The following is a 24,106-nucleotide window of genomic DNA, read 5'->3' as shown; positions in this document are numbered from 1 at the left end:
GTACTGATTTCGTGATCTGGCTGAGACCTAAGCCATGTTTACTTGCCCTGTGTCATGGTTGCTGGTGGCGTGCGTTCCCGGGCTGTTGATGCTCGTGACGTTCGGTCTGGGGCGGCTGGAATCCGACCTGTCCAATGACACCGTCTCGGTGACCGATGTCGACGAATTCCTCGAGTACGCCGAGGCCGTCGACGTGCACACGCTGGCCCGCGAAGGCATGCCGGAGGCGCTGGAATACCTGCACCGGCGGCAGGCCCTGCGGCCCGCGGATGCACCGCCGGCGCAACCGGCGATCGGACCGCGGCACGCCAAGCCGGTGTTTGCCACCGCCTCGGGTGACCGCGATGAGGCCGGTCTACCGGCGCCGCTACGGACCCGTTCGCGTGTTAATCCGCAATTTAGGGGGACTAGACACGTCAATCGTGTGTAGCGTGGCACGTTGGACACAATTGGCCTACCTCTAGACTTACGTCACACGGGCAGGGTTGGCCTGCCCGTATCACTACTGGAAGCTGAAGAGGCAACGGTGGACGAGATCCTGGCAAGGGCAGGAATCTTCCAAGGGGTTGAGCCCGGCGCGGTCACCGCGCTGACCAAGCAATTGCAACCCGTCGACTTCCCGCGCGGGCACACGGTTTTCGCCGAGGGGGAACCGGGCGACCGGCTGTACATCATCGTTTCGGGGAAGGTCAAAATCGGCCGGCGGTCGCCGGACGGCCGCGAGAATCTGCTGACGATCATGGGCCCGTCGGACATGTTCGGCGAGTTGTCGATCTTCGACCCGGGCCCGCGGACTTCCAGCGCGACCACCATCACCGAAGTTCGGGCCGTGTCGATGGACCGCGACGCGCTGCGGGCGTGGATCGCGGATCGCCCGGAAATCGCCGAGCAGCTGCTGCGGGTCCTTGCCCGACGGCTGCGGCGGACCAACAACAACCTGGCCGACCTCATCTTCACCGACGTGCCCGGCCGGGTGGCCAAGCAGCTGCTGCAGCTGGCCCAGCGGTTCGGCACCCAGGAGGGTGGCGCGATGCGGGTCACCCACGACCTCACCCAAGAGGAGATCGCCCAACTGGTGGGCGCATCGCGGGAAACGGTCAACAAGGCCCTGGCCGACTTTGCCCACCGCGGCTGGATCCGCCTGGAGGGCAAGAGCGTGCTGATCTCGGACTCCGAGAGGCTCGCGAGGCGGGCCCGGTAGGTTCCTCGACGCGCGTCACCCGCGGCGCAGGTAGTCCAGTTGCGCCTGCACCGACCATTCGGCCACGTCCCAGAGCTTCTCGTCGACGTCGACATAGACGTACTCGACGATCTCGCGCGTGGTGGCCTCGTTACCGAGATCCCACAGCGCGGCGCGCACCTGCTCCAGGCGTTCGTGCCGGTGTGTCAGGTAGCCCGACGCGACGGATTCCAGGTCGGCCAGCTGCGGGCCGTGCCCGGGCAGCACCGTGCGCCGGCCCAAACCGCGTAGCCGCCGCAACGACTCGAGGTAGTCGGCCAGGCTGCCGTCCTCCTTGTCGATGACGGTGGTGCCGCGGCCCAGCACGGTGTCCGCGGTCAGCACGGCGTCGTCGAGCAGGAACGACAGCGAGTCGGCGGTGTGGCCGGGCGTCGCCATCACCTTGATCTTGAGGCCGGCCGCGTCGATCACTTCGCCGTCGATCAGGTGACCTCCGAGGCCGCGCAGGAATCCGCTGCCCGCGGACCGGACCGTCGCCCCGGTCAGCTCGACCAGCTTGTCGATGCCGTCGGTGTGGTCGCCGTGCCGGTGGCTGATCAGTACCAGCGCGATGCGGCCGAGCGCGGCGATCCGGGCGATGTGCTCGTCGTCGTCGGGGCCGGGATCCACGATCACCAGCTCCTCGCTGCCCGGGCCGCGCAGCACCCAGGTGTTGGTGCCCTCCAGCGTCATCAGGCCCGGGTTGTCGGCCAACAGCACCGAGGCAGTGTCGGTGACCGCCCGCAGCCTGCCGTATGCGGGATGGGTCAGCGACTCGGCGGTCTCGGTCACGGCCGTCAGCCGACCTCCACGATCAGCTCCACTTCGACCGGCGCATCCAGCGGCAGCTCGGACACCCCGACCGCCGAGCGAGCGTGGGCGCCTTGGTCGCCGAACACCTCGCCGAGCAGGTCGGAGGCGCCGTTGATGACGCTGGGCTGCCCGTTGAAACCCGGAGCCGAGGCGACGAACCCGACGACCTTGACCACCCGGGCAACGGCGTCGATGCCCACCAGCGAATGCACGGCCGCCAACGCGTTGAGCGCACAGATCCGCGCCAGCGACTTGGCGTCCTCGGGGCTGACCTCGGCGCCGACCTTGCCGGTCCGCGGGAGCTTCCCGTCCCGCATCGGCAGCTGACCCGAGGTGTAGACCAGGTTGCCGGTCCGCACCGCGGGAACGTACGAGGCCAGCGGCGCAACCACCTCGGGAAGCGTGAGGCCGAGCTGCCCGAGCCGGGCCGATGCGCTCATCTCTACTTGGGGCGCTTTAAATATGCGACGTGCTGCTCGCCGGTGGGCCCGGGTAGCACGGACACCAACTCCCAGCCGTCGGCGCCCCACTGGTCCAGGATCTGTTTGGTGGCGTGCGTCAGCAGCGGGACCGTGACGTATTCCCATGCGGTGGGTTGGCTCATGACGCGAGCTTATCGGTCAGCTTTCCAGGGCTCTGGCCAGCCCAAGGGCGGTGCGGCGGCCGGGCTAGCATGCGAAGGTGGCATCCACTGGAAACGGCGGTAGTTCCGTCGGCTGGCCCGCACGCTTGTCGAGGGCGCGCTTACATTTCGTGACCGGCAAGGGCGGGACGGGTAAGTCGACGGTCGCGGCCGCGCTCGCCCTCACGCTGGCGGCGGGCGGCCGCAAGGTCCTGCTCGTCGAAGTCGAAGGCCGCCAAGGGATTGCGCAACTGTTCGACGTCCCGCCGCTGCCCTACGAGGAGGTCAAGATCGCCACCGCCGAGCGCGGCGGGCAGGTCAACGCGCTGGCCATCGACATCGAGGCCGCGTTCCTGGAATACCTGGACATGTTCTACAACCTGGGCATCGCGGGCCGGGCGATGCGACGCATCGGCGCAATCGAGTTCGCGACGACGATCGCGCCCGGCCTGCGTGACGTGCTGCTCACCGGGAAGATCAAGGAGTCGGTGGTCCGCCTCGAAAAGGGGGCCAAGAACCCGGTCTATGACGCGGTGGTCGTCGACGCGCCGCCGACGGGCCGCATCGCGCGCTTCCTCGATGTCACCAAGGCGGTGTCCGACCTGGCCAAGGGTGGGCCGGTGCACTCGCAGTCCGAGGGTGTGGTGAAGCTGTTGCACTCCGATCAGACCGCCATCCATCTGGTCACGCTGCTAGAGGCGCTGCCGGTGCAGGAAACGCTCGAGGCCATCGAGGAGCTCGCCGAGATGGAGCTGCCGATCGGCAGCGTGATCGTGAACCGCAACATCCCGTCGTTCCTGGAGCCGCGCGATCTGGCGAAGGCCGCCGAGGGGGACGTGGACGCGGACTCCGTGCGGGCCGGCCTTGAGATGGCGGGAATCAAGCTCGGCGACACCGACTTTGCGGGCCTGCTGACCGAGACCATTCAGCATGCGACCCGGATCACCGCACGCGCCGAGACGGCGCAGCAACTCGACGCGTTGAAGGTGCCGCGCCTGGAGCTGCCGGCGATCTCCGATGGCGTCGACCTCGGAAGCCTGTATGAGCTGTCGGAAACGCTTGCGCAGCAGGGGGTCCGATGAGCGTCACGACGAAAACCCTTGATATGGCCGCGATCCTGGCCGACCGATCCAATCGCGTGGTGGTGTGCTGCGGCGCCGGCGGGGTGGGAAAGACAACCACCGCGGCCGCGATGGCGCTGCGCGCCGCCGAATACGGCCGCACGGTATGCGTTTTGACGATCGACCCGGCCAAGCGGCTGGCCCAGGCGCTCGGGGTCAACGACCTCGGCAACACCCCGCAGCGGGTGCCACTGGCGCCCGAAGTACCCGGCGAGCTGCACGCGATGATGCTCGACATGCGCCGCACCTTCGACGAGATGGTGATGCAGTACTCCGGCCCCGAGCGGGCAGAGGCGTTGCTGAACAACCAGTTCTACCAGACGGTCGCCACGTCGCTTGCCGGCACGCAGGAGTACATGGCGATGGAGAAGCTCGGCCAGTTGTTGAGCCAGGACCGCTGGGACCTCATCGTCGTGGACACCCCGCCGTCGCGCAACGCGCTGGACTTTTTGGATGCGCCGAAACGGTTGGGCAGCTTCATGGATAGCCGGCTCTGGCGCCTGCTGCTCGCACCCGGTCGCGGCATCGGCCGATTGGTCACCGGCGCAATGGGTTTGGCGATGAAGGGCATGTCCACGATCATGGGCTCACAATTGCTCAGCGACATCGGTTCATTCGTGCAGTCACTGGAATCGACCTTCGGCGGTTGGCGGGAAAAGGCCGATCGCACCTACTCGCTGCTGAAGAGGCGCGGCACGCAGTTCGTCGTGGTGTCGGCCGCCGAACCCGACGCGCTGCGCGAGGCGGCCTTCTTCGTCGACCGGCTGTCGCAGGAGGGCATGCCGCTCGCGGGACTGGTCCTCAACCGCACCCACCCGACGCTGTGCTCGCTGCCGGTCGAGCGGGCGATCGACGGAAGCGAGACGCTGGACGCCTCCGAGTCCGAAGCCGCCGCGCTGGCTTCCGCCGTACTGAAGATCCACGCCGACCGGGCGCAAACCGCCAAGCGCGAGGTCAGGCTGCTCTCCCGTTTCACCGGAGCCCACCCGCATGTGCCGGTCATCGGGGTTCCGTCGCTGCCGTTCGACGTTTCGGATCTCGACGCGCTGCGGGCGCTCGCCGATCAGATCACCGCCCCCGGCGACGAGGCGGCCCGTGCGGCAAGCGGCTGAGAACAAGCCCTCGGTGAGCGCATCAATTTGTTGAGTGGACGCCAGTCAGACGCTCACGAAAGCTATTTGACACGAGCGATTCCCAGTGGGCTCCCGCGGGCTCGTTGCTGTCGAATTTCTATTGGGCACAAGCCAGCTCGTATTCAACACGAACCAGTTGTATATTAGACACAGTCCAATTAATAGCCCCGCTTAGGGCTGTAACAGTTACGTAATCATGAAAACGGTTATTTCCAGAACCGTTAGTTTGCCGACCGCCCGAGGCTTGGTCGGAAATCCCGGGTCAGCCGACGCTGCGGCCGCGGCGCTTGTCGAAGAAGTCCTGCCAGGACACGACCTCGGGATGCTGCTTGAGCAGGGCCCGGCGCTGGCGCTCGGTCATGCCGCCCCAGACGCCGAACTCGACCTTGTTGTCCAACGCGTCCGCCCCGCACTCCTGCATCACCGGGCAGTGGCGGCAGATCACCGCCGCCTTGCGCTGGGCGGCCCCTCGAACGAACAGTTCATCGGGGTCAGTGGTCCGACACAGCGCCTTGGAAACCCATGCGATCCGTTCCTCGGCGTCGACACTGCGCAATACGCCCTGAGCAGCCGCGATGTTCGTTCGACGTGCGGCCGGCCGTGAACCTGACACGAGCTGTTCCCTTCCTTCCGACCGCTTGTCGCGGCCGCCCTCCTCGGGTGCAGACCCTGCTGCGATCTACGCCACACCATGCAAATCGGTGTTATCTGAATCTCACCGTGTGTCTAAGTTAGGTGGTCAGGTGGCAATTGCGCAACAGTCTGATAACGCTTTTTTTGGGACGGGCGTGCAGCCTTGACGGAGAGGATAATGCGAATGGGCGCGCGTCGCACTTCAGCCCGGTGGCTGAACAGTGACGGAAGCGCTAATTTTCTGCCAACCCCTATCGTAAGTTCGCTGGTCACGGTAAGGGAGGGGTTTGGGCCAACTCGTGGCGTGGCCAGGTGAGCGCGGGCGGCTACCCTAGAACGCATGTCAGACCGCCCCCCGGCCGCGCTCACGGTGCTCAAGCTCGCGGGGTGCTGTTTGTTGGCCAGCGTCGTCGCCACGGCGTTGATGTTTCCGCTCGCGGGCGGCATCGGGCTGATGTCCAATCGGGCCTCTGAAGTCGTCGCCAACGGGTCCGCCCAGCTGACGCAGGGAGAGGTGCCCGCCGTGTCGACGATGGTCGACAAGAAGGGCAACGTCATCGCGTGGCTTTACTCTCAGCGCCGCTTCGAGGTGCCCACCGACAAGATCGCCAACACCATGAAACTGGCGATCGTCTCGATCGAGGACAAGCGCTTCGCCGACCACAACGGGGTGGACTGGAAGGGCACCCTGACGGGGCTGGCCGGCTATGCCTCCGGCGACGTCGACACCCGCGGCGGCTCGACGATCGAACAGCAGTACATCAAGAACTACCAGCTGCTGGTGACCGCCCAGACCGACGCCGAGAAGCGCGCGGCGGTCGAAACCACCCCGGCGCGCAAGCTGCGCGAGATCCGGATGGCGCTCACGCTGGACAAGACCTTCACCAAGCCGGAGATCCTGACGCGCTATCTGAACCTGGTGTCGTTCGGCAACGGTTCGTTCGGCGTGCAGGACGCGGCCCAGACCTACTTCGGCATCAACGCCTCGGACCTGAACTGGCAGCAGGCGGCCCTGCTCGCCGGCATGGTGCAGTCGACCAGCGCGCTCAACCCGTACACCAACCCCGACGGCGCCCTGGCCCGACGGAACCTGGTCCTCGACACCATGATCGAGAACCTGCCCCAGGAGGCCGACGCCCTGCGGGCCGCCAAGGCCACGCCGCTGGGTGTGCTGCCCCAACCCAACGAGCTGCCTCGCGGCTGCATCGCGGCCGGCGACCGCGCCTTCTTCTGCGACTACGTCCAGGAGTACCTGTCGCGCGCGGGGATCAGTAAGGAACAGGTGGCCCGGGGCGGCTACCTGATCCGCACCACGTTGGACCCGGACGTGCAGATTCCGGTCAAGGCGTCCATCGACAAGTTCGCGAGTCCGACCCTGCCGGGCATCTCGAGCGTCATGAGCGTCATCGAGCCGGGTAAGACCTCCCACCACGTAATGGCGATGGCCAGCAACCGTACTTACGGCCTGAACCTCGACGCCGGCGAGACGATGCGACCGCAACCGTTCTCCCTCGTCGGCGACGGCGCCGGATCGGTGTTCAAGATCTTCACCACCGCCGCGGCGCTGGACATGGGCATGGGCATCAACGCCACGCTCGAGGTGCCGGGCCGGTTCCAGGCCAAGGGCATGGGCAGCGGCGGGGCCAAGGGTTGCCCGAAGGACACCTGGTGTGTCGTCAACGCGGGTAACTACCGGGGCTCCATGAACGTGACCGACGCGCTGGCCACCTCGCCGAACACTGCGTTCGCCAAGCTGATCCAGCAGGTCGGCGTGACCCGGACGGTGGACATGGCGATCAAGCTCGGGCTGCGGTCCTACGCCGATCCCGGCACCGCGCGCGACTACAACCGTGACAGCAACGAGAGCCTGGCCGACTTCGTCAAGCGGCAAAACATCGGCTCGTTCACCCTCGGCCCGATCGAGGTGAACGCGCTGGAGTTGTCCAACGTCGCGGCCACCCTGGCCTCCGGCGGCGTGTGGTGCCCGCCGAACCCGATCGACAAGCTGATCGACCGCAACGGTAACGAGGTCTCCGTGACGACCGAGACCTGCGATCAGGTGGTGCCCGAGGGCCTGGCCAACACGATGGCCAACGCGATGAGCAAGGACGCCGTGGGCAGCGGCACGGCGGCCGGCTCGGCCGGCGCGGCGGGCTGGGACCTGCCGGTGTCCGCGAAGACCGGCACCACCGAGGCGCACAGATCATCCGCTTTCGTCGGTTTCACCAGCCACTACGCGGCGGCCAACTACATCTACGACGACTCGCCCAACCCGACGGATTTGTGCTCCGCCCCGTTGCGTCATTGCGGCGAGGGGGACCTCTACGGCGGGAACGAGCCGGCGCGCACCTGGTTCACCGCGATGAAACCGATCGCGAACAACTTCGGCGAGGTGAAGCTGCCGCCGACGGATCCCCGCTACGTCGAGGGCTCCCCGGCGTCCCGGGTGCCGGCCGTCACCGGCCTGGACGTCGACGCGGCCCGCCAGCGCATCAAGGAGGCCGGTTTCCCGGTCGCCGATCAGACCAACTCCGTGAACAGCAGCGCGAAGGCGGGCGAGGTGGTCGGAACGTCGCCGTCCGGCCAGACGATTCCGGGGTCGATCATCACGATCCAGGTCAGCAACGGCATCCCGCCGGCGCCACCGCCACCGCCCGAGGGCGCGCCACCGGTGGTCGGGTCGCAGGTGGTCGAGATCCCGGGCCTGCCGCCGATCACGATTCCGCTGCTGGCGCCTCCGCCCCCGCCCGGGGCGCCGCCCCCTCCGTAGCCGGCCGACAACACGGACTTGTGGCGCAGGCTATACGCCCCGAGACCACAACCGGCAGTAGGCTTCCTGCATGGCTGACGTTCGCCCGATTGCCCCGCTGCCCGTACTGATGCGCGCCGGCGCCGTCGCGCTCGGCTCGACCCTGGCCGGCATCGGTTACGCCTCGCTCGTCGAGCGCAACGCGTTCGTCCTGCGAGAGATAACCATGCCCGTCCTGTCACCGGGCTCCACGCCGCTACGGGTGCTGCACATCAGCGACCTGCACATGACGCCCAACCAGCGCCGCAAGCAGGCCTGGCTGCGCGAGCTGGCCGCCTGGGAGCCCGACCTCGTCGTCAACACCGGCGACAACCTGGCGCACCCCAAGGCGGTGCCCGCGGTGGTGCAGACGCTGGGCGACCTGCTGTCGCGGCCGGGCGTCTTCGTCTTCGGCAGCAACGACTACTTCGGGCCCCGCCTGAAGAACCCGCTGAACTACCTGACCAACCCGTCGCACCGGGTCCGCGGCGAGCCGCTGCCCTGGCAGGACCTGCGGGCGGCGTTCACCGAGCGCGGCTGGCTCGACCTGACGCACACCCGCCGCGAGTTCGAGGTGGCCGGGCTGCACATCGCGGCCGCGGGCGTGGACGACCCGCACATAGACCGGGACCGCTACGACACGATCGCGGGGCCGGCCAGCCCGGCCGCGAACCTGCGGCTCGGTTTGACGCACTCCCCGGAGCCGCGGGTGCTGGATCGCTTCGCCGCCGACGGCTACCAACTGGTGATGGCCGGTCACACGCACGGCGGGCAGCTGTGTCTGCCGTTCTACGGCGCCCTGGTGACCAACTGCGGCCTGGACCGCTCGCGGGCCAAGGGACCGTCACGCTGGGGGGCGAACATGGCGCTGCACGTCTCCGCCGGGATCGGCACCTCGCCGTTCGCGCCCGTGCGATTCTGCTGCAGGCCCGAGGCGACCCTGCTGACGCTGATCGCCAGCCCGATGGGTGACCGCGATTCCACCAGCGACCTGAGCCGTTCACAGCCGACCGCTTCGGTGCGTTGAGCGACCGGACCCGGATCGCGGTCCGCACCCTGCCCCGAAGCTGGACGGACGATGCGATCCGGCTGATCCAGGCCGACGCGCGGCGCAGTGCCGACACCCACCTGCTGCGTTATCCCCTGCCGTCGGCGTGGGGCGGCGAGGTGGACGTCGCGCTGTATCTCAAGGACGAGAGCACGCACATCACCGGCAGCCTCAAGCACCGGCTGGCGCGCTCGCTGTTTTTGTATGCGCTGTGCAACGGCTGGATCGGCGAGGGCACCACCGTCGTCGAGGCGTCCTCGGGTTCGACGGCGGTGTCGGAGGCCTACTTCGCCGCCCTGTTGGGGCTGCCGTTCGTCGCGGTGATGCCCGCGTCGACCAGCGCCGCCAAGATCGCGCTGATCGAATCACAAGGCGGCCGTTGCCATTTCGTGACGGACTCGAGCCAGGTGTACGCCGAGGCCGAGCGCGTCGCCAGGGACACCGGCGGGCACTACCTGGACCAGTTCACCAACGCCGAGCGCGCCACCGACTGGCGCGGCAACAACAACATCGCCGAGTCGATCTACGAGCAGATGCGCGACGAGAAGCACCCCGTCCCGGAGTGGATCGTGGTCGGCGCGGGCACCGGCGGCACCAGCGCGACCATCGGCCGCTACATCCGCTACCGGCGGCACGCGACCCGGTTGTGCGTCGTCGACCCGGAGAACTCCGCGTTCTTTCCCGCCTACGCCGAGGACCGCGATTGCATCGTGATGCCCACCTCGTCGCGGATCGAGGGCATCGGCCGGCCGCGGGTCGAGCCGTCGTTTCTGCCCGGCGTGGTCGACCGCATGGTCGCGGTGCCCGACGCGGCGTCCATCGCCGCCGCCCGCCACGTCAGCGCCGTCCTGGGGCGCCGGGTGGGGCCGTCGACGGGCACTAACCTGTGGGGCTGTTTCGGGCTGATCGCCGAGATGGTCTCCGAGGGCCGCAGTGGGTCGGTGGTCACCCTGCTGGCCGACAGCGGGGACCGCTACGCCGACACCTATTTCAGCGACGAGTGGGTCAGCGCGCAGGGGCTCGATCCCGCCGGCCCCGGCGAGGCGCTGGTTGAATTCGAGCACAGCTGCGCGTGGTCTAGCCCGTAGCCAGCGGTTTGGCCAGCCGGCGTGCCGGTGCGATAGGCTGTCGAGGCTTCAAGCGGGGTGTGGCGCAGCTTGGTAGCGCGCTTCGTTCGGGACGAAGAGGCCGTGGGTTCAAATCCCGCCACCCCGACTCATAGGGCCTGGTAACAGGCTTGCTGAGTGCGTTAGGTAGTTTGCTGCAGCGTACCGGGTACGTTTTCCCCTTCAGTTTCACTGTCGCTGTTGGCAGTTGAGGGTTGCAGCGCCGCGGTGCGGTGCCCGTCGAGCACATCAACCACGGCGTCTCGCGACCGCGCTCCCGCGATGTGCATCGTGGCGGCTTGTCTGATGTGAGATTCTGCTGGCGTGTCCGCTGATCCGGCGGTCGCCGCTCCCTCGGGGGTGGTGACGTTTATGTTCACCGATGTTGAGGGGTCGACCCGTCGGTGGGAGGCCGATGCGGACGCGATGCGGAGCGCCCTCGCCGCGCACGACGAGGTGTTGCGCAAGACCATCGAGGCGCAGGGCGGCTGGTTGTTCAAGCACACCGGGGACGGGGTGTGTGCGGCGTTCGCATCACCGACATCCGCGGTGAATGCCGCGGTGGGTGCTCAGAGGGCGTTGAAGTTGCCTGTGCGGATCGGGCTGGCGACCGGCGAAGCTGAGCCGCGCGACGGGGACTACTTCGGCGCGGTGCTCAACCGTGCAGCTCGGGTGATGGCGGCCGGGCATGGCGGCCAGATCCTTTTGGCCGACTCCACCGCGGCTTTGGTGAGTGGAGTTGATCTGGTTGATCTCGGGCTGCGGCGGTTGCGTGATCTGGCGACCCCAGTTCAGGTGTTCCAGGTCCGAGCAGAGGGCCTGCGCACGGACTTTCCGTCGTTGCGCGCACCAGATGCGAGTCCGGGAAACTTGCGGGCTGTAGCTACCACTTTCGTTGGGCGCGAGTCCGAGCTCGCCGAGGTGCAAGCCGCGGTGAAGGCTCATCGGTTGATGACGTTGACCGGGGTGGGCGGGGTCGGCAAGACGCGCCTGGCGCTTGAGGTCGCCGATCGTCTGCACGATGAATTTCCCGATGGTGTCTGGTTTTTCGAGCTGGCCGCGGTAGCCGATCCGCTGGCGGTGCCTGACGCGGTAGCGGCCGTGCTGGGCATCATCCAACAGCCGGGGAAGAGCGTGGCTGACAGCGTCGCCGCCGCGTTGGAAGAGAGAGTCCGGCTGCTGGTGTTCGACAACTGCGAGCACGTGGTCGACAGTGTGGCGGATCTGGTCGAGGCGATCCTCGCCGCCTCGGCGACCGTAACGATTCTCGCTACAAGCCGTGAAGGATTGGGAGTCAGCGAAGAGCAGTTATGGCGTGTCCCGTCGCTGGATGTCAACTCCGGAACCCAATCCGCCGCCGTGAACCTTTTCGTCGACCGTGCGCAAAGTGTGGTGTCGGACTTCTCGCTGGCCCAGCCCAGCGAGGCGGAGGCTGTCGTGGAAATCTGCCGCAGACTCGACGGCATCCCGTTAGCCATTGAGTTGGCGGCCTCGCGGATGTCGTCGATGACCGCGATCGAGGTGTGTGATCGTCTCGATCAGCGGTTGCGGCTCCTGGCCAGCTCGCGGCGCGGGCTCTCACGCCACCAAACCCTGCACCACGCAGTGGCATGGTCCTATGAACTGCTCACTGAGGTTGAAAAGTCATTGTTGTCAAGGTGTTCGGTGTTCGCCGGAGGATTCGACCTTCAAAGCGCCTGGGCGGTGGCCGGATCGGGTGATGTCGACGAATGCACCATTCTGGATGTGTTGGACGCCTTGGTGCGCAAGTCGCTGCTGGTCGCCGACAGGGCAGCCGGACGGACCCGCTTTACGATGCTGGAGACGATCCGCCAGTTCGCCGAGGAACAACTCGCCGCGGGCGGCGAGGCCACCGAGGCGCGGACCGCACATGCCCACCACTTCGCCGCGCGCGAAGCCGACATCATGGCCCTGTGGGACAGCCCCCGGCAGCGCGAGGCGTACACCTGGTTCTCTACGGAGTTCGCCAATCTCCGCACCGCGTTTCGGTGGGCCGGCGGCCAATGTGACCTCGACGTCGCCGCCACCATCGCGACATGGGCGGCATGGCTTGGCTTTTGGATGCACAATTACGAGCCCATAGGGTGGGCCGAGGAGCTCATCGAGCCTGCCCGTACCGCCAATCATCCGACACTCGCGTTCCTGTATGCGATGGCGTCTTCGTGCTGGTGGCCCGGACGGATCGACGCAGCAGTTGGCTACAGCGACGCCGGCCAGCTGGTGATCGCCAGCGGCCGTCATGACGAGGTGCCGTTCGGCCTCGAGGGCGCGCTCGGCGCTGCTTACCTGCACTTCGGCCAACCCGAACGGCAGGTCGAGTGGTGCCGCGCGCGGCTCGCATTCGGTCGCGACACCCATGGGATCACCAGGGCATTCCTGACCATCGCACTGACGGTCGCGGGTTGCGGTGAGGAGGCGAGGGCCGCCGCGAATGGCCTGATCGAGGTTGCCGAGGCGACCGGCAACCCGGCTGCGCTCTCGTTTGCGCTCTATGCCTATGGTTACGCGTTCGGCGACGCTGATCCCGCCTCGGCGCTGGACGCCCAGCGCCGAGGTCTGGTGATCGCCCAGGAGAGCGGCAATCGCAATACCGAAACCCGCATCGCAGGCAGTCTGTCCCGCCTTGAGGCCGACTACGGCGACCCGCTCGCCGCGCTCGACTATGTTGCACTTGCGGTCCGCAATTTCCACGACGCAGGCAACACCACCATGATCCGTTTCCCCCTGGCCGTCCTTGCTGCCGTTTTCGACCGGCTCGGACGCCATGAGCCGGCGGCCACCATCGCCGGATTCGCCTCCAGTCCTCTCACCACAGCGGCGAACCCCGAACTTGGCCATACGACCGCCCACCTCCTCGAAGTCCTCGGTGACCAGACCTACGAATCGCTTGCCCACAAGGGCGAGGCGATGACCACCGCAGCCATGGTGACCTACGCCTACGACCAAATGGACCACGCCCGAATAGAACTCGAACAACCTGGCCTGCGCGCGCAGATCACGGCACGCGGCGGCTAGCCTTCCAATTCGGATTGGACCCGCCGACGGTCGGCCCGGGCCCAGATCTGCACCTGCTCCCGCCCGACCAGACGGCAACGGTGCGTGGTCGCCAACTGGCGGGCCGCCTTCGTGAACCCCTGATTCGTCACCACGACCGTCTGGTTGCACCGGTGGTGTAGGGCGCCGGCCACCACTTGCTGGACGGCGGCCACCCCGACGGCCTTCGCCTGCCTTTTGCATTGGACGGCCATGCACGCGCCGTCCCGCTTCGCGATCAGATCCACACCGTAATCGCCCGTGCTGGCGGTGTGCGCGACGCTCCACCCGACCGTCCGAAGCTGTGCCGCAACGAATTCCTCGAACTCGACGCCCGACATCTGGTCGATGGCCGCCAGGTCCGACGCCGCGTACCGCAGGTCACGCCGTCGCTGCCGCCCGACGCTGTGGCGGTCCCGTCGACCACCGAGCCATAGCAGGGCGACGACGGTCAGGGCGAGGCCGCCCAGACCGGCCGAAAATCCCGCCGGGACACTGCCGGTGGCGTGCTGGGCGAAATACCAAGGGACGGCGAACCCCAGCAGCAGCAAGGACCCGGCGACTATCTGCATTGCTCCTCGGATTGGCTGCGTGGACTCGTGCGACGAAAGTATCGGATCGCTATGACAATTCGGCGCAGGCTAGCTACGAGGAGGTGATGTCGGCTCTCGCCGGGTCGACGGCCGCGCCTATCCTTTGCTCGAGATCCTCCAGCCTGACCTTCAATGGCAGGAATTCATCCATACCAAGCTCCGCGCGGACCGCGTTGATAAATCGGTTCATTGCGGCGCTGACATCGCTTGGCTGGATCCGATTCGCCATCGGAAGGGCCGCGTAGAGCTGTTGGGTGAAGTTCGCGGAAGCGGCCAATCCTGCCAGCCTGACGATGTGATTCGGTAGCAGCAAACGCATCTCGGCGACGATTACGCCCGCTTCCGATAACGTCGATTCCGCCGCCCCGATCGCCTGGAGAACGTCGTTCAACAGCTCCAGCTGCGACGCGGCGTCGCCAGCCCGCGAACGATCCGGATCGAATCCCCGCTTCTTGAATGCCGCCAACGCCCCAGCTGGGTCCTCGCCATTCGAGAGTCGACCGATCAGCTCCTTGAGTTCCTCAGCGCTCTCCTGAATCGTGGCGTTGTCGAGTCGTTGTTTGGACACGGCCTGTCTGAACCTGACAGAAACATCGCGCATCTGATCGCGTCTTTGGCGTTCGCGCTCTGCCTTTTCTTCGCGGCGGTGGGCGGACGTCGACGTTAAGAATGTGATCAGGCCGCCCAGCGGAGTACCCACGAGTCCCGCCCCGGCCGTGAACAGCGGAAGCCACCACGGCGTAGCGGATGCGGCACCTTGCACGGCTGCCAACGTCATCTCATCATCCCCCGCCCCAAAAGAATTGGAGAAACCCGCCCCGATCCGTCCGGAGCCAAGTGTATGAGCCCTGCGCCTGGGAGACGGCGTCGACAAGCCAAAATCCCGAGGCGGCTTTGAGCGGCCGGCGGCACCCTAGGCGTCGGGGCACGCACGACCTGGCTCGAGAGGGCGGAACCGGACCCTGGTGCCGTTGCGGGGTGCGAGCATGATGGAGCGCCGCACGATCCGCTCCGACTCGTCGTCGACGGCGCTGAACTCCCCCTCGCGCAGCAGCGTATGCAGGACGGTGATGAGCTCGCGCATCGAGAACGCGGCCCCCAGACACCGTTTGACGCCACCCCCGAACGGCACCCACGCGTAGGTCTCGGGCCGGGTGCCGAGGAATCGCTCCGGGCGGAACTCGTTGGGGTGCTCGTAGGTGTGGGGGTTGCGATTGATCGCGATGATGTGGACCACGATCCGGGTGCCGGCCTCGACGAGGTAGCCGCCGATCGGAAACGGCTGTGCCGCAACGCGGGCCGTGAAGGGCGCCGGCGGCCGGACCCGCAGCGTCTCGTGGATTACCGCGGTCGTAAAGGCCTCCTCACCGCTCAGGGCTTCGGTCTGTACCCGTCGTAGCACGTCGGGGTGGTGCAGTAGCAGGTCGAAGACCCAGGCCAGCGTCGTCGCGGTGGTCTCGTGACCCGCCAGCATCAGGGTGATCAGGTCGTCGCGAATCTCGCTGTCGGACAGCCGTTCCCCGTCGTCGCCGCGGGCGCGCATCAGCAGCGAGAGGATGTCGAGCTGCTCACCCAGGCTGGGGTCTTCTCGCCGTCGCGCGATGAGCGGCATGACGACGCCGTCGATCTCGTCGTTGGCCCGCGCCCGCTGCGGCCACACCCTCAACGCGCCGAGGTGACGGAGCGCGTAGCGCACAGTCAATTGCTCTGAGACACCGAGGTTTAGCAGGCGCTCAAAGGGCCGGCCGAGCCGGCGGACCTCCTCGGGATCGTCGACGCCGAAGGTGACCCTGACGATCACGTCCAGCGTCAGCGCGCGCGCCGCCTTCAGCATCTCGAACGGGCGGTCAACGGGCCAGCTGTGCATCGCCGCGCGGGCGCAGTTCTGCATGATCGGTACGTAACTGCTCAGCGCGGCGCCGTGCAGTGGGGGCGTCAAGAGCTTGCGCCGGCGCAGATGCTCCGGTTCCTCCTGCACGAACATCGACCCGGAGCCGTAGATGGCAGCCGCCGGTCCGACGCCCTCACCGCCGAGCAGCACGTCCGGCGGTGCGGTGAAGACCTGCTTGACCAGTTCGGGGTCGGACACGATCGCCACGTCGCCCAGGCTGAGCACCGGCATGGTCATGATCGGCCCGTATCGGCGGATCAACCGCAGCATCCGCCGCTCGCCGCCGACAAGATAGGCGGCGGCATACGCCGCGGCGAACAGCGGCCGAAGTATGCGCGGTGCCGGCAGGCCGGGCGGACGGCTCGAGGCCACGCTGACGACCGAAACACGGCGGGCCTAGATGGTCAAGGCCGCCCGCGATGGCGTTACGCGCAGTCTGCGCAGACCGGAAGACCCGAGCTCGAAGGACGCAACCGGCTGCGGTGCTGCACTAGAAAACAGCTCGAACACGTGAATTCGTCGGAGCGCTGCGGTATCACCGTCACCGACAATTCCTCGCCGGAAAGGTCCGCGCCAGGCAGCTCGAAGAAGACCACATCGTTGGGGTCCTCGTCGACAACCGCGGTGGGCGTACCGGTGGCCGCGAGTTCGCGTAGTGCGGACGCATCCTGGGTCTCGACGTCGGGTATGCGGCGTGCGTCGTAATCGCTGGTGGTCGTCATGGCTGTTCCTCCCTGCTGGACGACGGGTTGACGCACTTGCCTGTACTCACCCGTGGCTGAGTCGGTACCCCGATCACGTGTCGATAACACCTAATCGGCTCAAAAAATTGCGCGGACGACAATTGGGCGCCTCCCTTGCCGGTGGAGGGCCGACTCAGCAGCGGATCGGCGTCTTGGCGTGCGCCAAGGAGCCGTCGGCTCGCGTGCCGTGCAGAAACAATGCGACGTTGAAGGCCCGGCGCTGGCTCCGCGATACGAAAGCCAGGCCAACCCAGGGCGCCACGACGGCGAGCAGCAGCGCTAGGAGCGCCGCTCCCGCGTGCCCGGTGACCAGCGCAAGAACGCCAACCGCCAGACCGACCGCCCAGATGGCGGCAGCCACGCGGCCCGCGATGGTGGGACGCAACGGGGCGGACGTGTCGAGCATGGGCCCCTTATGCCCGGTCAGACCGAAAATTAAACATTTCGGCGGCGGCTCGGCCGGGCGACGGTCAACTGCTGGGCGGCGGTGCGGGCTCGTCGGAATTCATTGCCTGCCAGCGCACTTCGGCCGCGCGCACCTTACGGTGCGTCTGCAACAGCCATGCCACGCCCGCGGCACCCGACACGGCGGCCAGCAGCACGACCACCGAACCAACCAGGAGGTGCCCGGTCGCGAACGCGTACAGGCCGATCACCAAGGCGACGACGGCGACGGCCGCCGACGCGAGGCCGGGGGCATTGGCGGCGTGCGTCAACGATTCGCCGGCATGCTGGCGAGAAGTACGGTGGTGGTCAACTGGGTCACTTTTCGGGGTTCGCAAATTCTCTCCTCGTGAAAGCGCTTTCGTACCAGCGCTGCTCGCATGGCGGATCCTGCCGAAGCCTCGTCGAGGTCTACCCTCCGCCCCCATGGGCCAAACGACGGCTCGTGTCAGCTGGCCCCGCCGCGGGTATGCCCCGCGAATGCGCAAACCCCCCGCCGTCCTGTTCGACGTGGACGGAACCCTCGTCGATTCCAACTATCTGCACGTCTACGCGTGGCAGCGCGCCTTCGACGCCGAAGGCATGCCGGTCGCGGCCTGGCAGATCCACCGCTGCATCGGCATGGACGGCGACACGCTGGTGCGCACGCTGTCCAATGACGCGCCCGACGACGTGCAGGACCGGCTCAGCGAACGGGCACAGCCGCTACTACCGCGAGGCCACCCCGCTGCTGGCCCCCTTGCCCGGCGCCCGGGAGCTGCTGCAGCGCGTCGCCGCCCTCGGACTGCAAGTAGTGCTGGCCAGTTCGGCACCCGAGGACGAACTGAAAACCCTGCTCAAGACGCTGGATTGTGACGACGTCATCACCGAGAAGACGTCGTCGCGCGATGTCGACACCGCCAAACCCGACCCGGGCATCGTGCAGGTGGCGCTGGACCGGGCCGGGGTGGACGCCGACCACGCCGTGTTCGTCGGCGACGCCGTGTGGGATGCCCACGCCGCCGCGGCCGCGGGACTGCCGTGCATCGGACTTTTGAGCGGCGGCATCTCCCGCGCCGAATTGGAGTCGGCCGGCGCGTCACCGATTTTCACGGATCCGCAAGATCTCCTCGAGCATCTGGACTCCACCCGGATCGGGGCGCTACATACCGCGCGTGCGGAGCAACAGCGGTAAGAGCCACCAAAAGAACGCAAACAGCACCAGCGCACAAGCTCCCGCTATGAGACCGGCGCTGCGCCCGGCAACCGAGTCGAAAACGATGACCGTCACCCCGGTCAGGGCGGTGCCCAACAGCCCGAGCCCGGCGAAGGCGCATCGGTGCGCTGCCGACACCAGGACCTGGAGGCGGTGCCGCCGGAACAGCAACCGGTGGATGCCGACCGGGGCGACGAGTAGCACCGTCGCGCCCACCGAACACCCGACGGTCGCCAGGTACACGATCCGCATCGGTTCGGCGAGAACGTCGAAGCGCTGCTGGAACGGCAGCGTCAACAGGAAGCCGGTGAGCAGCTGGACGCCCGTCTGCACGACGCGCAGCTCTTGCAGCAGGCTGTTCCAATTGCGGTCCAGCCGTTCGATTTCGGTCTCGCCGCGCTGGCTGCGATCCCACTGCTGGTCATCTTCCGGATGATCGACGTCGTCACCCATAACACCGATCATCCCACCGGAACTGATTTGCGGGCCAACGACCTTCCGAAGGGCCGGGCCGCGGTGAAGAATCAACCCGACAGGTCCGACCGACGGGGAGAACACGATGCCGACCATCGACCACGAATGGAGTAAACCCGCCGCGATGGCGATCCCCGCGGAGGGATATTTCGAACTGCAGCGCGGCCGGTACGGCCCCGTCTTTCCACGGACGCCCGCCTGTTACGGCTTCTCAATCATCGCCAAGGTCAAGCCCGGACGCGAAGACGTGATCCGCGAATACGGCAAGACGATCCAGGCGGCGATAGAGTCCCAGCCCGATCTGTTGGCCCCGCTGCGCCTGCACTACCTGCGGTGGGTCCTTTTCGACGTCGGCTTCGGACTGCACTTCCAATACCAAGGGATCTTCGACACCGATTTCGACAAGTACACCGAGGACGCGATAAAGCTGTTCTCGCAGTCCGGCGTCACCACCGTCTTCACCAACCTCGAGGGATTCCCGGAGGATTGGCAGACCAACCCGGACGCCTTCATCAAGTTCGTACGTGAGCACCAGTTCCCCAGCTTCCTGGAGTACGGCGAGTACCCCTACGTCACCGCCGACGAGATCAAAAAGGCGCTGCGCCTGAAGGCCGCCTTCTCCGCCATGCTCGATCAGATGCAGTAAATGCTTGACCTCGAAAACATCCAGCACATCCTGGTGACCCGCACGCCGGCGATGACGGGACGCTACGAATTCTTGTCGTTCGACAGTCCGGCGGGCGGACGAGCGTGGCTGGGCGAGCTGGTGGACAAGGCCCAGTCGGCGGCGGACGTCCGGCGGACGATGGACAGCAGCGATCGGTGGGTTACGCTCGCTTTCACCTGGAATGGGCTGCGGGCGTTGGGAGTTCCCGACGATTCGCTGGCCACCTTCCCGGACGAGTTTCGCGAGGGCATGGCGGCGCGCGCCGACATCTTGGGCGACACCGGATCCAACCACCCGCGCAACTGGGTGGGTGGTTTGGCCGGTGACGACCTGCACGCGATCGCGATCCTGTTCGCGCGCAACGACGCCGAGCACCGGCGTTGCACCGCGGTGCACGCCGACCTCGTCGCGCGGTGTCCGGGGGTGCGCGTCCTGTCCTTCCTGGACTTGAATGCGACGCCACCCTTCGACTATGCCCATGACCATTTCGGGTTCCGGGACCGGTTGTCGCAACCGGTGATCGAGGGAAGCGGCGAGGAGCCGACACCCGGATCCGGCGGGCCGTTGAAGCCGGGCGAGTTCATCCTCGGCTACCCGGATGAGGAGGGCGTCGTCCCGAAACTGCCGCAGCCCGAGGAACTGTCGCGCAACGGCAGCTACATGGCGTACCGGCGCCTGCGCGAGCATGTCGGCCTCTTCCGCGATTACCTGGCGTCGCAGGCGCAGACCCCGGAGGGGCAAGAGCTCCTAGCCGCCAAGTTGATGGGACGGTGGCGCAGCGGCGCCCCGCTCGTCCTGTCGCCCGAGCGCGACGACCCCGAACTCGGCGCGGACCCCATGCGCAACAACGACTTCAACTACAAGGAGATGGACCCGTTCGGGTACGCGGTGCCGCTAGGATCCCATGCGCGACGGCTGAATCCGCGCGACACGACGGTCAACATGAACCGGCGCCGCATGATCCGCCGCGGCGCCACCTACGGCGAGGCGCTTCGGCAGGGCGCCGACGACGACGGCGCGGACCGGGGCATCGCCGCGTTCATCATCTGCGCCAGCCTGGTCCGCCAGTTCGAGTTCGCGCAGAACGTGTGGATCAATGATCGTAACTTTCACGAGCTGGGCAACGAACGCGACCCGATCTGCGGAACACAGGACGGCACACTGGAATACAAGATTCCGAAGCGTCCGATCCGGCGAGTTCTCAAGGGACTGCCGGCCTTCACCACGCTCACGGGCGGGGCCTACTTCTTCCTTCCCGGCATCAACGGCCTGAAGTACCTTGCGAGGACACCGTGAGCGCACCTGCACGCACCTACAACCAGAACCACGTATCGCGAGCGCACACCCCGGCTCGCCGCCGCATCAGCATCTATTGGACGTGGAGTTACCCCTGGGAGGCCCAACGCGATCCCGCCGCACTGGACAATCGGTTCTCCACGATGACCGAGGTCCGCCGGGTGGCCTGGCCGAACTACGAGACCACGGAATGGGACGAGGCGCACTTCCTGCAGGGCATCGCCGGGACGCTCGAGCTGTTCCACCGCTCGACGCTGCACTTCCAGCAACTGGCCGGCGAGGTGACCGGTCACCCCGTCGCGGTATTCCAGCGCATCGACCAGGCCGGCTATCACCTACCGATCGACGAGCGGGTGCTGGCCGACACCGACACCCTCATGGTCTTCGGGCTCGACCACGTGCTCGGGCAGGAAGAGGCGCGGCCCGAGGAGGTCGAGGCGATTCGCGCCTGGCTGCAGCGCGAGGGCACCTGCCTGCTATTGGCGCCGCACCACGACGTCGGCTTCACCGACGACGCGAAACAGCGCCAGACGGAGTTCCTGCACCACGGCGACCCGCTGGTCCCCCGCCAACAGCGCTTCAGCCAATACACCCGCTCCCTGATGAAGGCCCTCGACGTACCCGTCTACAACAAGTGGGGCCTGCGGCCGGCGGCCACCGACGGCCAGATCGCGCCGCTGACGGGCGTCCGCGACCTCGACGCGCCCGGGCTGCTGGACCGAGTCACCACCTTCAACTTCCATCCCCACCTGCCGCACTACGAATTGACGGCGCCCGAAAGTGCCGCCCTGCGCGTGCTGGGGCGCCAACGAATCGACCCCACGCGGCCACATCCCTTCACCGAGGCCGGCAACACCGAATTCAATGCCCTGATCTGGATGCCGCCCGACGGGGGCCGGGCCGGCGACATCGTGTTGGTCGACTCCACCAACTTCACGACGCTCTTCGGCGGCACCGAGAGCCTGGCGAACTTCTGGCAAAACTTCTCGCTGATGCGATAGGGCCCCGAAGGCGCGTCAGCGGGTGCTGTTGCCGTCCCGGACGGCTGTCAAGGCGTCGTCCAGCGTCGGGTACAGCGGGAAGGTCTTGTCCAGGCCGGTGAGGTGGATCGGCCGCCTGGTCGCCGGCCCGCGCGCGACGACACCGAAGTCGATGGATTTGCCCAGTTTTTCGTAGGTCGCGGCCAGGATCTTCAAACCCACCGAGCCGAGGAACTCCACCGCGGAAAGGTCGATGACCAGTGCCGTCGGGCCGTCAGCGATCACGGCGCTGATGGCCTGCTCGAGCGCCGGGGCGGTGACCAGATCGATTTCGCCGCTGACGCTGACCACGGACACACCATCGTGGTCGGTAACCAGCGTGGTAATCGAATCAGGAGCTGACAATGGCGATCCTTTGTCCCGGGCCTTGAGTGTGGTGCAAGCCTAGCCTGCCATGCGAACTGCGAGAAGAATATGCCCTCGACAGTTGGGGCGGGATTGTCCAGGCTAGTCTCCCCCATAGGCATACTGCGGAGCGCGACGCGGCACATGGGAGGCCAGATGTCAGATTCGCCGTTGGATTTGGGGACCACCAGCACCGCCGCGCAGACGGTCAGCGAGGGCCTACTGCCCCAACTGGTCCAACACCTGCGCCAGAACCGCACCGTCCTGCGCGAGGAGTGGGCCCGCAGGATCACCGAGGCCGAGCTGCTCACCGCGATGACCCCGGAGGAGATCTTCTCCGAGGCGACGACGGTGTACGACAGCTACGTCGAGGTGCTCGAGACCGGTAGCGTCGAGGCGCTGCAGGACTACGCGCGCGACCTGTCGGAACGCATCATCCCCCGAGGCGTGGAAACCGACGAGGTCGTCGGCATCGTGCTGCTGCTCCGCGACGTGCTGGCGCGGTCGCTGTTCGAGAAGTATCAGACCGACTTCGAGATGCTCAACCGCGTCCTCGACGCATACGAGCCGGCGGCCAACCGCATCGCCAACACGGTGGCCGTGTCATTCGTGCAGGAACGCGAGCGCATCATCCGCCAACAGCAGGAGGCCATCCGCGAGCTGTCGACGCCGGTGCTGCAGGTGCGCGAGCAGCTGCTGATTCTGCCGATCATCGGCGTACTGGACAGCCAGCGCGCCCGCCAGGTCACCGAACAGCTGCTGCGGGCGATCCGCGCGAACCGCGCGAAAGTCGTCGTCATCGACATCACCGGTGTGCCCACCATCGACTCCACGGTGGCGAACCACCTGGTGCAGACGGTCGACGCGTCGGGGTTGATGGGCGCCAGCGTGATCATCACGGGCCTGTCGTCGGAAATCGCGCTGACGCTGGTCACCATCGGGCTGGACCTGTCCAAGATGAACGCCGTCGGCGACCTGCAGGGTGGCATCGAAGAAGCCGAACGGCTGCTCGGTTACGAAGTCACGCGTACCGGCGAGCAGACCGGATAGCAGCCATTAGCACGAGCCCCCCATGCCAGTACCGATCCTGAAACAGGGCGCGATTCTGATCGCCTCGGTGCAGTCGGCGCTCACCGACTCCGACGCCGAACGCCTTCGCTTCGACCTGATGGAAAGGGTCAGCCGGTTTCGCGCGCAGGGAATCATCGTCGACGTCACCGCCATCGACGTGATGGACTCGTTCGCCGCGCGCTCGCTGCGAACCATCGCTCACATGACCCGGCTGCGCGGCGCGGACACGGTGATCGTGGGTCTGCAACCGGAAGTGGCCTTCGCGATGGTGCAATTGGGCCTGCAGTTCGACGACATGAACACCGCACTGGATCTCGAAGAGGGCCTCGCGCTGCTGAATCGCCAAGGCGGAGTGGGGAAATCGACGATCGGGCGCGATGGTGGCGGGTGACATCGTCGTCGACATCCGCAACTCCGACGACATCGTCGCCGCCCGCAAGGCCGGACACCAGCTCGCTCTCGATCTCGGCTTCTCGCTGACCGACGTGACCATGATCGCCACGGCGATCTCCGAAATAGCCCGCAACATCACCAGCTACGCGGGGCGCGGGGCCGTCCGGATCGCCGTGGCCGAACGGGACGGGCGCACGGCCCTGGTGGTGCGCGCGGAGGACGACGGGCCGGGCATCGCCGACATCGAGCGCGCGATGGAGGACGGCTACTCGACCGGTCGCGGACTGGGGATGGGTCTGCCCGGCGCCCGCCGCCTGATGGACCGCTTGGTCGTGGACTCGACGCTCGGCCGTGGAACGGTGATCGAGATGTGGAAGTGGGTCCCCGGCCGTGCATGAGAATGGGCGCTTCGGGCCG

26 protein-coding genes, 1 tRNA gene and 1 pseudogene are annotated in these 24,106 nt (G+C 66.9%); 16 read left to right on the top strand and 12 right to left on the bottom strand.

Translation table 11 applies throughout. The annotated features are described in order from the left end of the window. The first annotated feature begins 34 nt into the window (after positions 1-34). Together AC5Y4S_RS21850 and crp are read left to right on the top strand one after the other, a co-directional pair. Positions 35-430, top strand: coding sequence for a hypothetical protein (locus tag AC5Y4S_RS21850; protein ID WP_500034728.1), 396 nt, complete (start codon positions 35-37; stop codon positions 428-430). Positions 431-526: 96 nt separating this feature from the next. Continuing rightward, positions 527-1,201 carry a cAMP-activated global transcriptional regulator CRP gene (crp, locus tag AC5Y4S_RS21845; protein ID WP_036465140.1) on the top strand — a complete coding sequence of 225 codons (675 nt, stop codon included), beginning with the start codon at positions 527-529 and terminating at the stop codon, positions 1,199-1,201. A 15-nt stretch (positions 1,202-1,216) separates the two neighbouring features. Here the strand turns inward: crp and AC5Y4S_RS21840 are convergent, their stop codons facing one another. The 3 genes from AC5Y4S_RS21840 to sp36 are packed head-to-tail and all read right to left on the bottom strand — an operon-like array spanning position 1,217 to position 2,636. Then, positions 1,217-2,011 (bottom strand): MBL fold metallo-hydrolase, encoded by a 795-nt coding sequence (locus AC5Y4S_RS21840; RefSeq protein ID WP_500034727.1) that lies wholly within the window; start codon positions 2,009-2,011, stop codon positions 1,217-1,219. Positions 2,012-2,016: 5 nt separating this feature from the next. Then, positions 2,017-2,472, bottom strand: coding sequence for a RidA family protein (locus AC5Y4S_RS21835; protein ID WP_500034726.1), 456 nt, complete (start codon positions 2,470-2,472; stop codon positions 2,017-2,019). Between the two features lie 2 nt (positions 2,473-2,474). After that, on the bottom strand, positions 2,475-2,636 hold the full coding sequence (gene sp36, locus AC5Y4S_RS21830) for a Sp36 family protein (RefSeq protein ID WP_007166633.1): 162 nt from the start codon (positions 2,634-2,636) through the stop codon (positions 2,475-2,477). Between the two features lie 77 nt (positions 2,637-2,713). Between sp36 and bagA the strand changes: the two genes are divergently transcribed. Further along, a complete protein-coding gene (gene bagA, locus AC5Y4S_RS21825; RefSeq protein ID WP_500034725.1) occupies positions 2,714-3,736 on the top strand; it encodes an ATPase BagA in 1,023 nt (340 codons plus the stop codon). Continuing rightward, entirely contained in the window at positions 3,733-4,887 is a 1,155-nt protein-coding gene (gene bagB / locus AC5Y4S_RS21820; protein ID WP_500034724.1) for an ATPase BagB, read from the top strand. Before bagA ends, bagB begins: the two co-directional genes overlap by 4 nt. Before the next feature lie 283 nt (positions 4,888-5,170). Here bagB and AC5Y4S_RS21815 read toward each other — a convergent pair whose 3' ends face one another. Beyond that, positions 5,171-5,521 carry a WhiB family transcriptional regulator gene (locus AC5Y4S_RS21815; RefSeq protein WP_066938055.1) on the bottom strand — a complete coding sequence of 117 codons (351 nt, stop codon included), beginning with the start codon at positions 5,519-5,521 and terminating at the stop codon, positions 5,171-5,173. A gap of 360 nt (positions 5,522-5,881) precedes the next feature. Between AC5Y4S_RS21815 and ponA2 the strand changes: the two genes are divergently transcribed. From ponA2 to AC5Y4S_RS21790, 5 genes are all read left to right on the top strand, one after another. Next, on the top strand, positions 5,882-8,311 hold the full coding sequence (gene ponA2 / locus AC5Y4S_RS21810; protein ID WP_500034723.1) for a transglycosylase/D,D-transpeptidase PonA2: 2,430 nt from the start codon (positions 5,882-5,884) through the stop codon (positions 8,309-8,311). 70 nt (positions 8,312-8,381) lie between these two features. Then, positions 8,382-9,356, top strand: a complete 975-nt coding sequence (locus AC5Y4S_RS21805) for a metallophosphoesterase (RefSeq protein ID WP_500034722.1) — start codon at positions 8,382-8,384, stop codon at positions 9,354-9,356. Continuing rightward, complete coding sequence (gene cds1 / locus AC5Y4S_RS21800) at positions 9,353-10,465, top strand: L-cysteine desulfhydrase Cds1 (protein WP_500034721.1); 1,113 nt, start codon at positions 9,353-9,355, stop codon at positions 10,463-10,465. Before AC5Y4S_RS21805 ends, cds1 begins: the two co-directional genes overlap by 4 nt. A gap of 53 nt (positions 10,466-10,518) precedes the next feature. Then, positions 10,519-10,592: transfer RNA gene (locus tag AC5Y4S_RS21795), tRNA-Pro, on the top strand. 215 nt (positions 10,593-10,807) lie between these two features. After that, positions 10,808-13,519 carry an ATP-binding protein gene (locus AC5Y4S_RS21790; RefSeq protein ID WP_500034720.1) on the top strand — a complete coding sequence of 904 codons (2,712 nt, stop codon included), beginning with the start codon at positions 10,808-10,810 and terminating at the stop codon, positions 13,517-13,519. On the opposite strand, the gene AC5Y4S_RS21785 is transcribed toward AC5Y4S_RS21790, so the two are convergent. The 6 genes from AC5Y4S_RS21785 to AC5Y4S_RS21760 all read right to left on the bottom strand — a co-directional run bounded on the left by AC5Y4S_RS21785 (position 13,516) and on the right by AC5Y4S_RS21760 (position 17,480). Then, positions 13,516-14,109, bottom strand: a complete 594-nt coding sequence (locus AC5Y4S_RS21785; protein WP_500034719.1) for a restriction endonuclease — start codon at positions 14,107-14,109, stop codon at positions 13,516-13,518. The genes AC5Y4S_RS21790 and AC5Y4S_RS21785 overlap by 4 nt on opposite strands. Positions 14,110-14,182: 73 nt before the next feature. After that, positions 14,183-14,908 carry a hypothetical protein gene (locus AC5Y4S_RS21780; RefSeq protein WP_500034718.1) on the bottom strand — a complete coding sequence of 242 codons (726 nt, stop codon included), beginning with the start codon at positions 14,906-14,908 and terminating at the stop codon, positions 14,183-14,185. 135 nt (positions 14,909-15,043) lie between these two features. Beyond that, on the bottom strand, positions 15,044-16,393 hold the full coding sequence (locus AC5Y4S_RS21775; protein WP_500034717.1) for a cytochrome P450: 1,350 nt from the start codon (positions 16,391-16,393) through the stop codon (positions 15,044-15,046). A gap of 53 nt (positions 16,394-16,446) precedes the next feature. Further along, complete coding sequence (locus AC5Y4S_RS21770; protein ID WP_085189260.1) at positions 16,447-16,743, bottom strand: DUF4193 domain-containing protein; 297 nt, start codon at positions 16,741-16,743, stop codon at positions 16,447-16,449. A gap of 154 nt (positions 16,744-16,897) precedes the next feature. Next, entirely contained in the window at positions 16,898-17,170 is a 273-nt protein-coding gene (locus tag AC5Y4S_RS21765) for a hypothetical protein (RefSeq protein ID WP_500034716.1), read from the bottom strand. Between the two features lie 64 nt (positions 17,171-17,234). Next, entirely contained in the window at positions 17,235-17,480 is a 246-nt protein-coding gene (locus tag AC5Y4S_RS21760) for a hypothetical protein (RefSeq protein WP_500034715.1), read from the bottom strand. A 208-nt stretch (positions 17,481-17,688) separates the two neighbouring features. Between AC5Y4S_RS21760 and AC5Y4S_RS21755 the strand changes: the two are divergent. Beyond that, positions 17,689-18,382, top strand: a pseudogene (locus tag AC5Y4S_RS21755) (HAD family hydrolase). Here AC5Y4S_RS21755 and AC5Y4S_RS21750 read toward each other — a convergent pair. After that, complete coding sequence (locus tag AC5Y4S_RS21750) at positions 18,350-18,856, bottom strand: DUF6328 family protein (RefSeq protein WP_500034714.1); 507 nt, start codon at positions 18,854-18,856, stop codon at positions 18,350-18,352. The pseudogene AC5Y4S_RS21755 and the gene AC5Y4S_RS21750 sit on opposite strands and share 33 nt — an antisense overlap. A gap of 106 nt (positions 18,857-18,962) precedes the next feature. On the opposite strand from AC5Y4S_RS21750, the gene AC5Y4S_RS21745 reads away from it, so the two are divergent. The 3 genes from AC5Y4S_RS21745 to AC5Y4S_RS21735 are packed head-to-tail and all read left to right on the top strand — an operon-like array spanning position 18,963 to position 21,841. Next, positions 18,963-19,523: a hypothetical protein gene (locus tag AC5Y4S_RS21745; RefSeq protein ID WP_500034713.1), complete on the top strand. Its 561-nt coding sequence runs from the start codon at positions 18,963-18,965 to the stop codon at positions 19,521-19,523. Then, positions 19,524-20,840 carry a Dyp-type peroxidase gene (locus AC5Y4S_RS21740; protein ID WP_500034712.1) on the top strand — a complete coding sequence of 439 codons (1,317 nt, stop codon included), beginning with the start codon at positions 19,524-19,526 and terminating at the stop codon, positions 20,838-20,840. It begins immediately after the preceding gene. Then, the gene (locus AC5Y4S_RS21735) at positions 20,837-21,841 is read left to right on the top strand and encodes a hypothetical protein (RefSeq protein WP_500034711.1); all 1,005 of its coding nucleotides are present in this window, start codon (positions 20,837-20,839) and stop codon (positions 21,839-21,841) included. Before AC5Y4S_RS21740 ends, AC5Y4S_RS21735 begins: the two co-directional genes overlap by 4 nt. A gap of 15 nt (positions 21,842-21,856) precedes the next feature. Here the strand turns inward: AC5Y4S_RS21735 and AC5Y4S_RS21730 are convergent, their stop codons facing one another. Beyond that, positions 21,857-22,225, bottom strand: a complete 369-nt coding sequence (locus AC5Y4S_RS21730; protein ID WP_500034710.1) for an STAS domain-containing protein — start codon at positions 22,223-22,225, stop codon at positions 21,857-21,859. A gap of 156 nt (positions 22,226-22,381) precedes the next feature. Between AC5Y4S_RS21730 and AC5Y4S_RS21725 the strand changes: the two genes are divergently transcribed. The 3 genes from AC5Y4S_RS21725 to AC5Y4S_RS21715 are packed head-to-tail and all read left to right on the top strand — an operon-like array spanning position 22,382 to position 24,087. Beyond that, a complete protein-coding gene (locus tag AC5Y4S_RS21725; RefSeq protein ID WP_068101831.1) occupies positions 22,382-23,275 on the top strand; it encodes an STAS domain-containing protein in 894 nt (297 codons plus the stop codon). 22 nt (positions 23,276-23,297) lie between these two features. Continuing rightward, a complete protein-coding gene (locus AC5Y4S_RS21720) occupies positions 23,298-23,687 on the top strand; it encodes an STAS domain-containing protein (protein ID WP_067157499.1) in 390 nt (129 codons plus the stop codon). Beyond that, a complete protein-coding gene (locus AC5Y4S_RS21715) occupies positions 23,677-24,087 on the top strand; it encodes an anti-sigma regulatory factor (protein ID WP_500034994.1) in 411 nt (136 codons plus the stop codon). The genes AC5Y4S_RS21720 and AC5Y4S_RS21715 overlap by 11 nt, the downstream gene beginning before the upstream one ends. The last annotated feature ends 19 nt before the right edge of the window (positions 24,088-24,106 follow it).

Source organism: Mycobacterium sp. NGS64 (assembly GCF_059812245.1).
The sequence above is the reverse complement of the archived record's forward strand: the minus strand, read 5'-3'. Positions and strand labels throughout refer to the sequence as shown.

Excerpts from the sequence above, each read along its gene's own strand:
- AC5Y4S_RS21850 (WP_500034728.1), top strand. The coding sequence starts at position 35 with ATGTTTACTTGCCCTGTGTCATGGTTGCTGGTGGCGTGCGTTCCCGGG.
- AC5Y4S_RS21835 (WP_500034726.1), bottom strand. The coding sequence starts at position 2,472 with ATGAGCGCATCGGCCCGGCTCGGGCAGCTCGGCCTCACGCTTCCCGAG.
- sp36 (WP_007166633.1), bottom strand. The coding sequence starts at position 2,636 with ATGAGCCAACCCACCGCATGGGAATACGTCACGGTCCCGCTGCTGACG.
- bagB (WP_500034724.1), top strand. The coding sequence starts at position 3,733 with ATGAGCGTCACGACGAAAACCCTTGATATGGCCGCGATCCTGGCCGAC.
- ponA2 (WP_500034723.1), top strand. The coding sequence starts at position 5,882 with ATGTCAGACCGCCCCCCGGCCGCGCTCACGGTGCTCAAGCTCGCGGGG.
- AC5Y4S_RS21805 (WP_500034722.1), top strand. The coding sequence starts at position 8,382 with ATGGCTGACGTTCGCCCGATTGCCCCGCTGCCCGTACTGATGCGCGCC.
- AC5Y4S_RS21785 (WP_500034719.1), bottom strand. The coding sequence starts at position 14,109 with ATGCAGATAGTCGCCGGGTCCTTGCTGCTGCTGGGGTTCGCCGTCCCT.
- AC5Y4S_RS21780 (WP_500034718.1), bottom strand. The coding sequence starts at position 14,908 with ATGACGTTGGCAGCCGTGCAAGGTGCCGCATCCGCTACGCCGTGGTGG.
- AC5Y4S_RS21770 (WP_085189260.1), bottom strand. The coding sequence starts at position 16,743 with ATGACGACCACCAGCGATTACGACGCACGCCGCATACCCGACGTCGAG.
- AC5Y4S_RS21765 (WP_500034716.1), bottom strand. The coding sequence starts at position 17,170 with ATGCTCGACACGTCCGCCCCGTTGCGTCCCACCATCGCGGGCCGCGTG.
- AC5Y4S_RS21750 (WP_500034714.1), bottom strand. The coding sequence starts at position 18,856 with ATGGGTGACGACGTCGATCATCCGGAAGATGACCAGCAGTGGGATCGC.
- AC5Y4S_RS21745 (WP_500034713.1), top strand. The coding sequence starts at position 18,963 with ATGCCGACCATCGACCACGAATGGAGTAAACCCGCCGCGATGGCGATC.
- AC5Y4S_RS21740 (WP_500034712.1), top strand. The coding sequence starts at position 19,524 with ATGCTTGACCTCGAAAACATCCAGCACATCCTGGTGACCCGCACGCCG.
- AC5Y4S_RS21725 (WP_068101831.1), top strand. The coding sequence starts at position 22,382 with ATGTCAGATTCGCCGTTGGATTTGGGGACCACCAGCACCGCCGCGCAG.
- AC5Y4S_RS21720 (WP_067157499.1), top strand. The coding sequence starts at position 23,298 with ATGCCAGTACCGATCCTGAAACAGGGCGCGATTCTGATCGCCTCGGTG.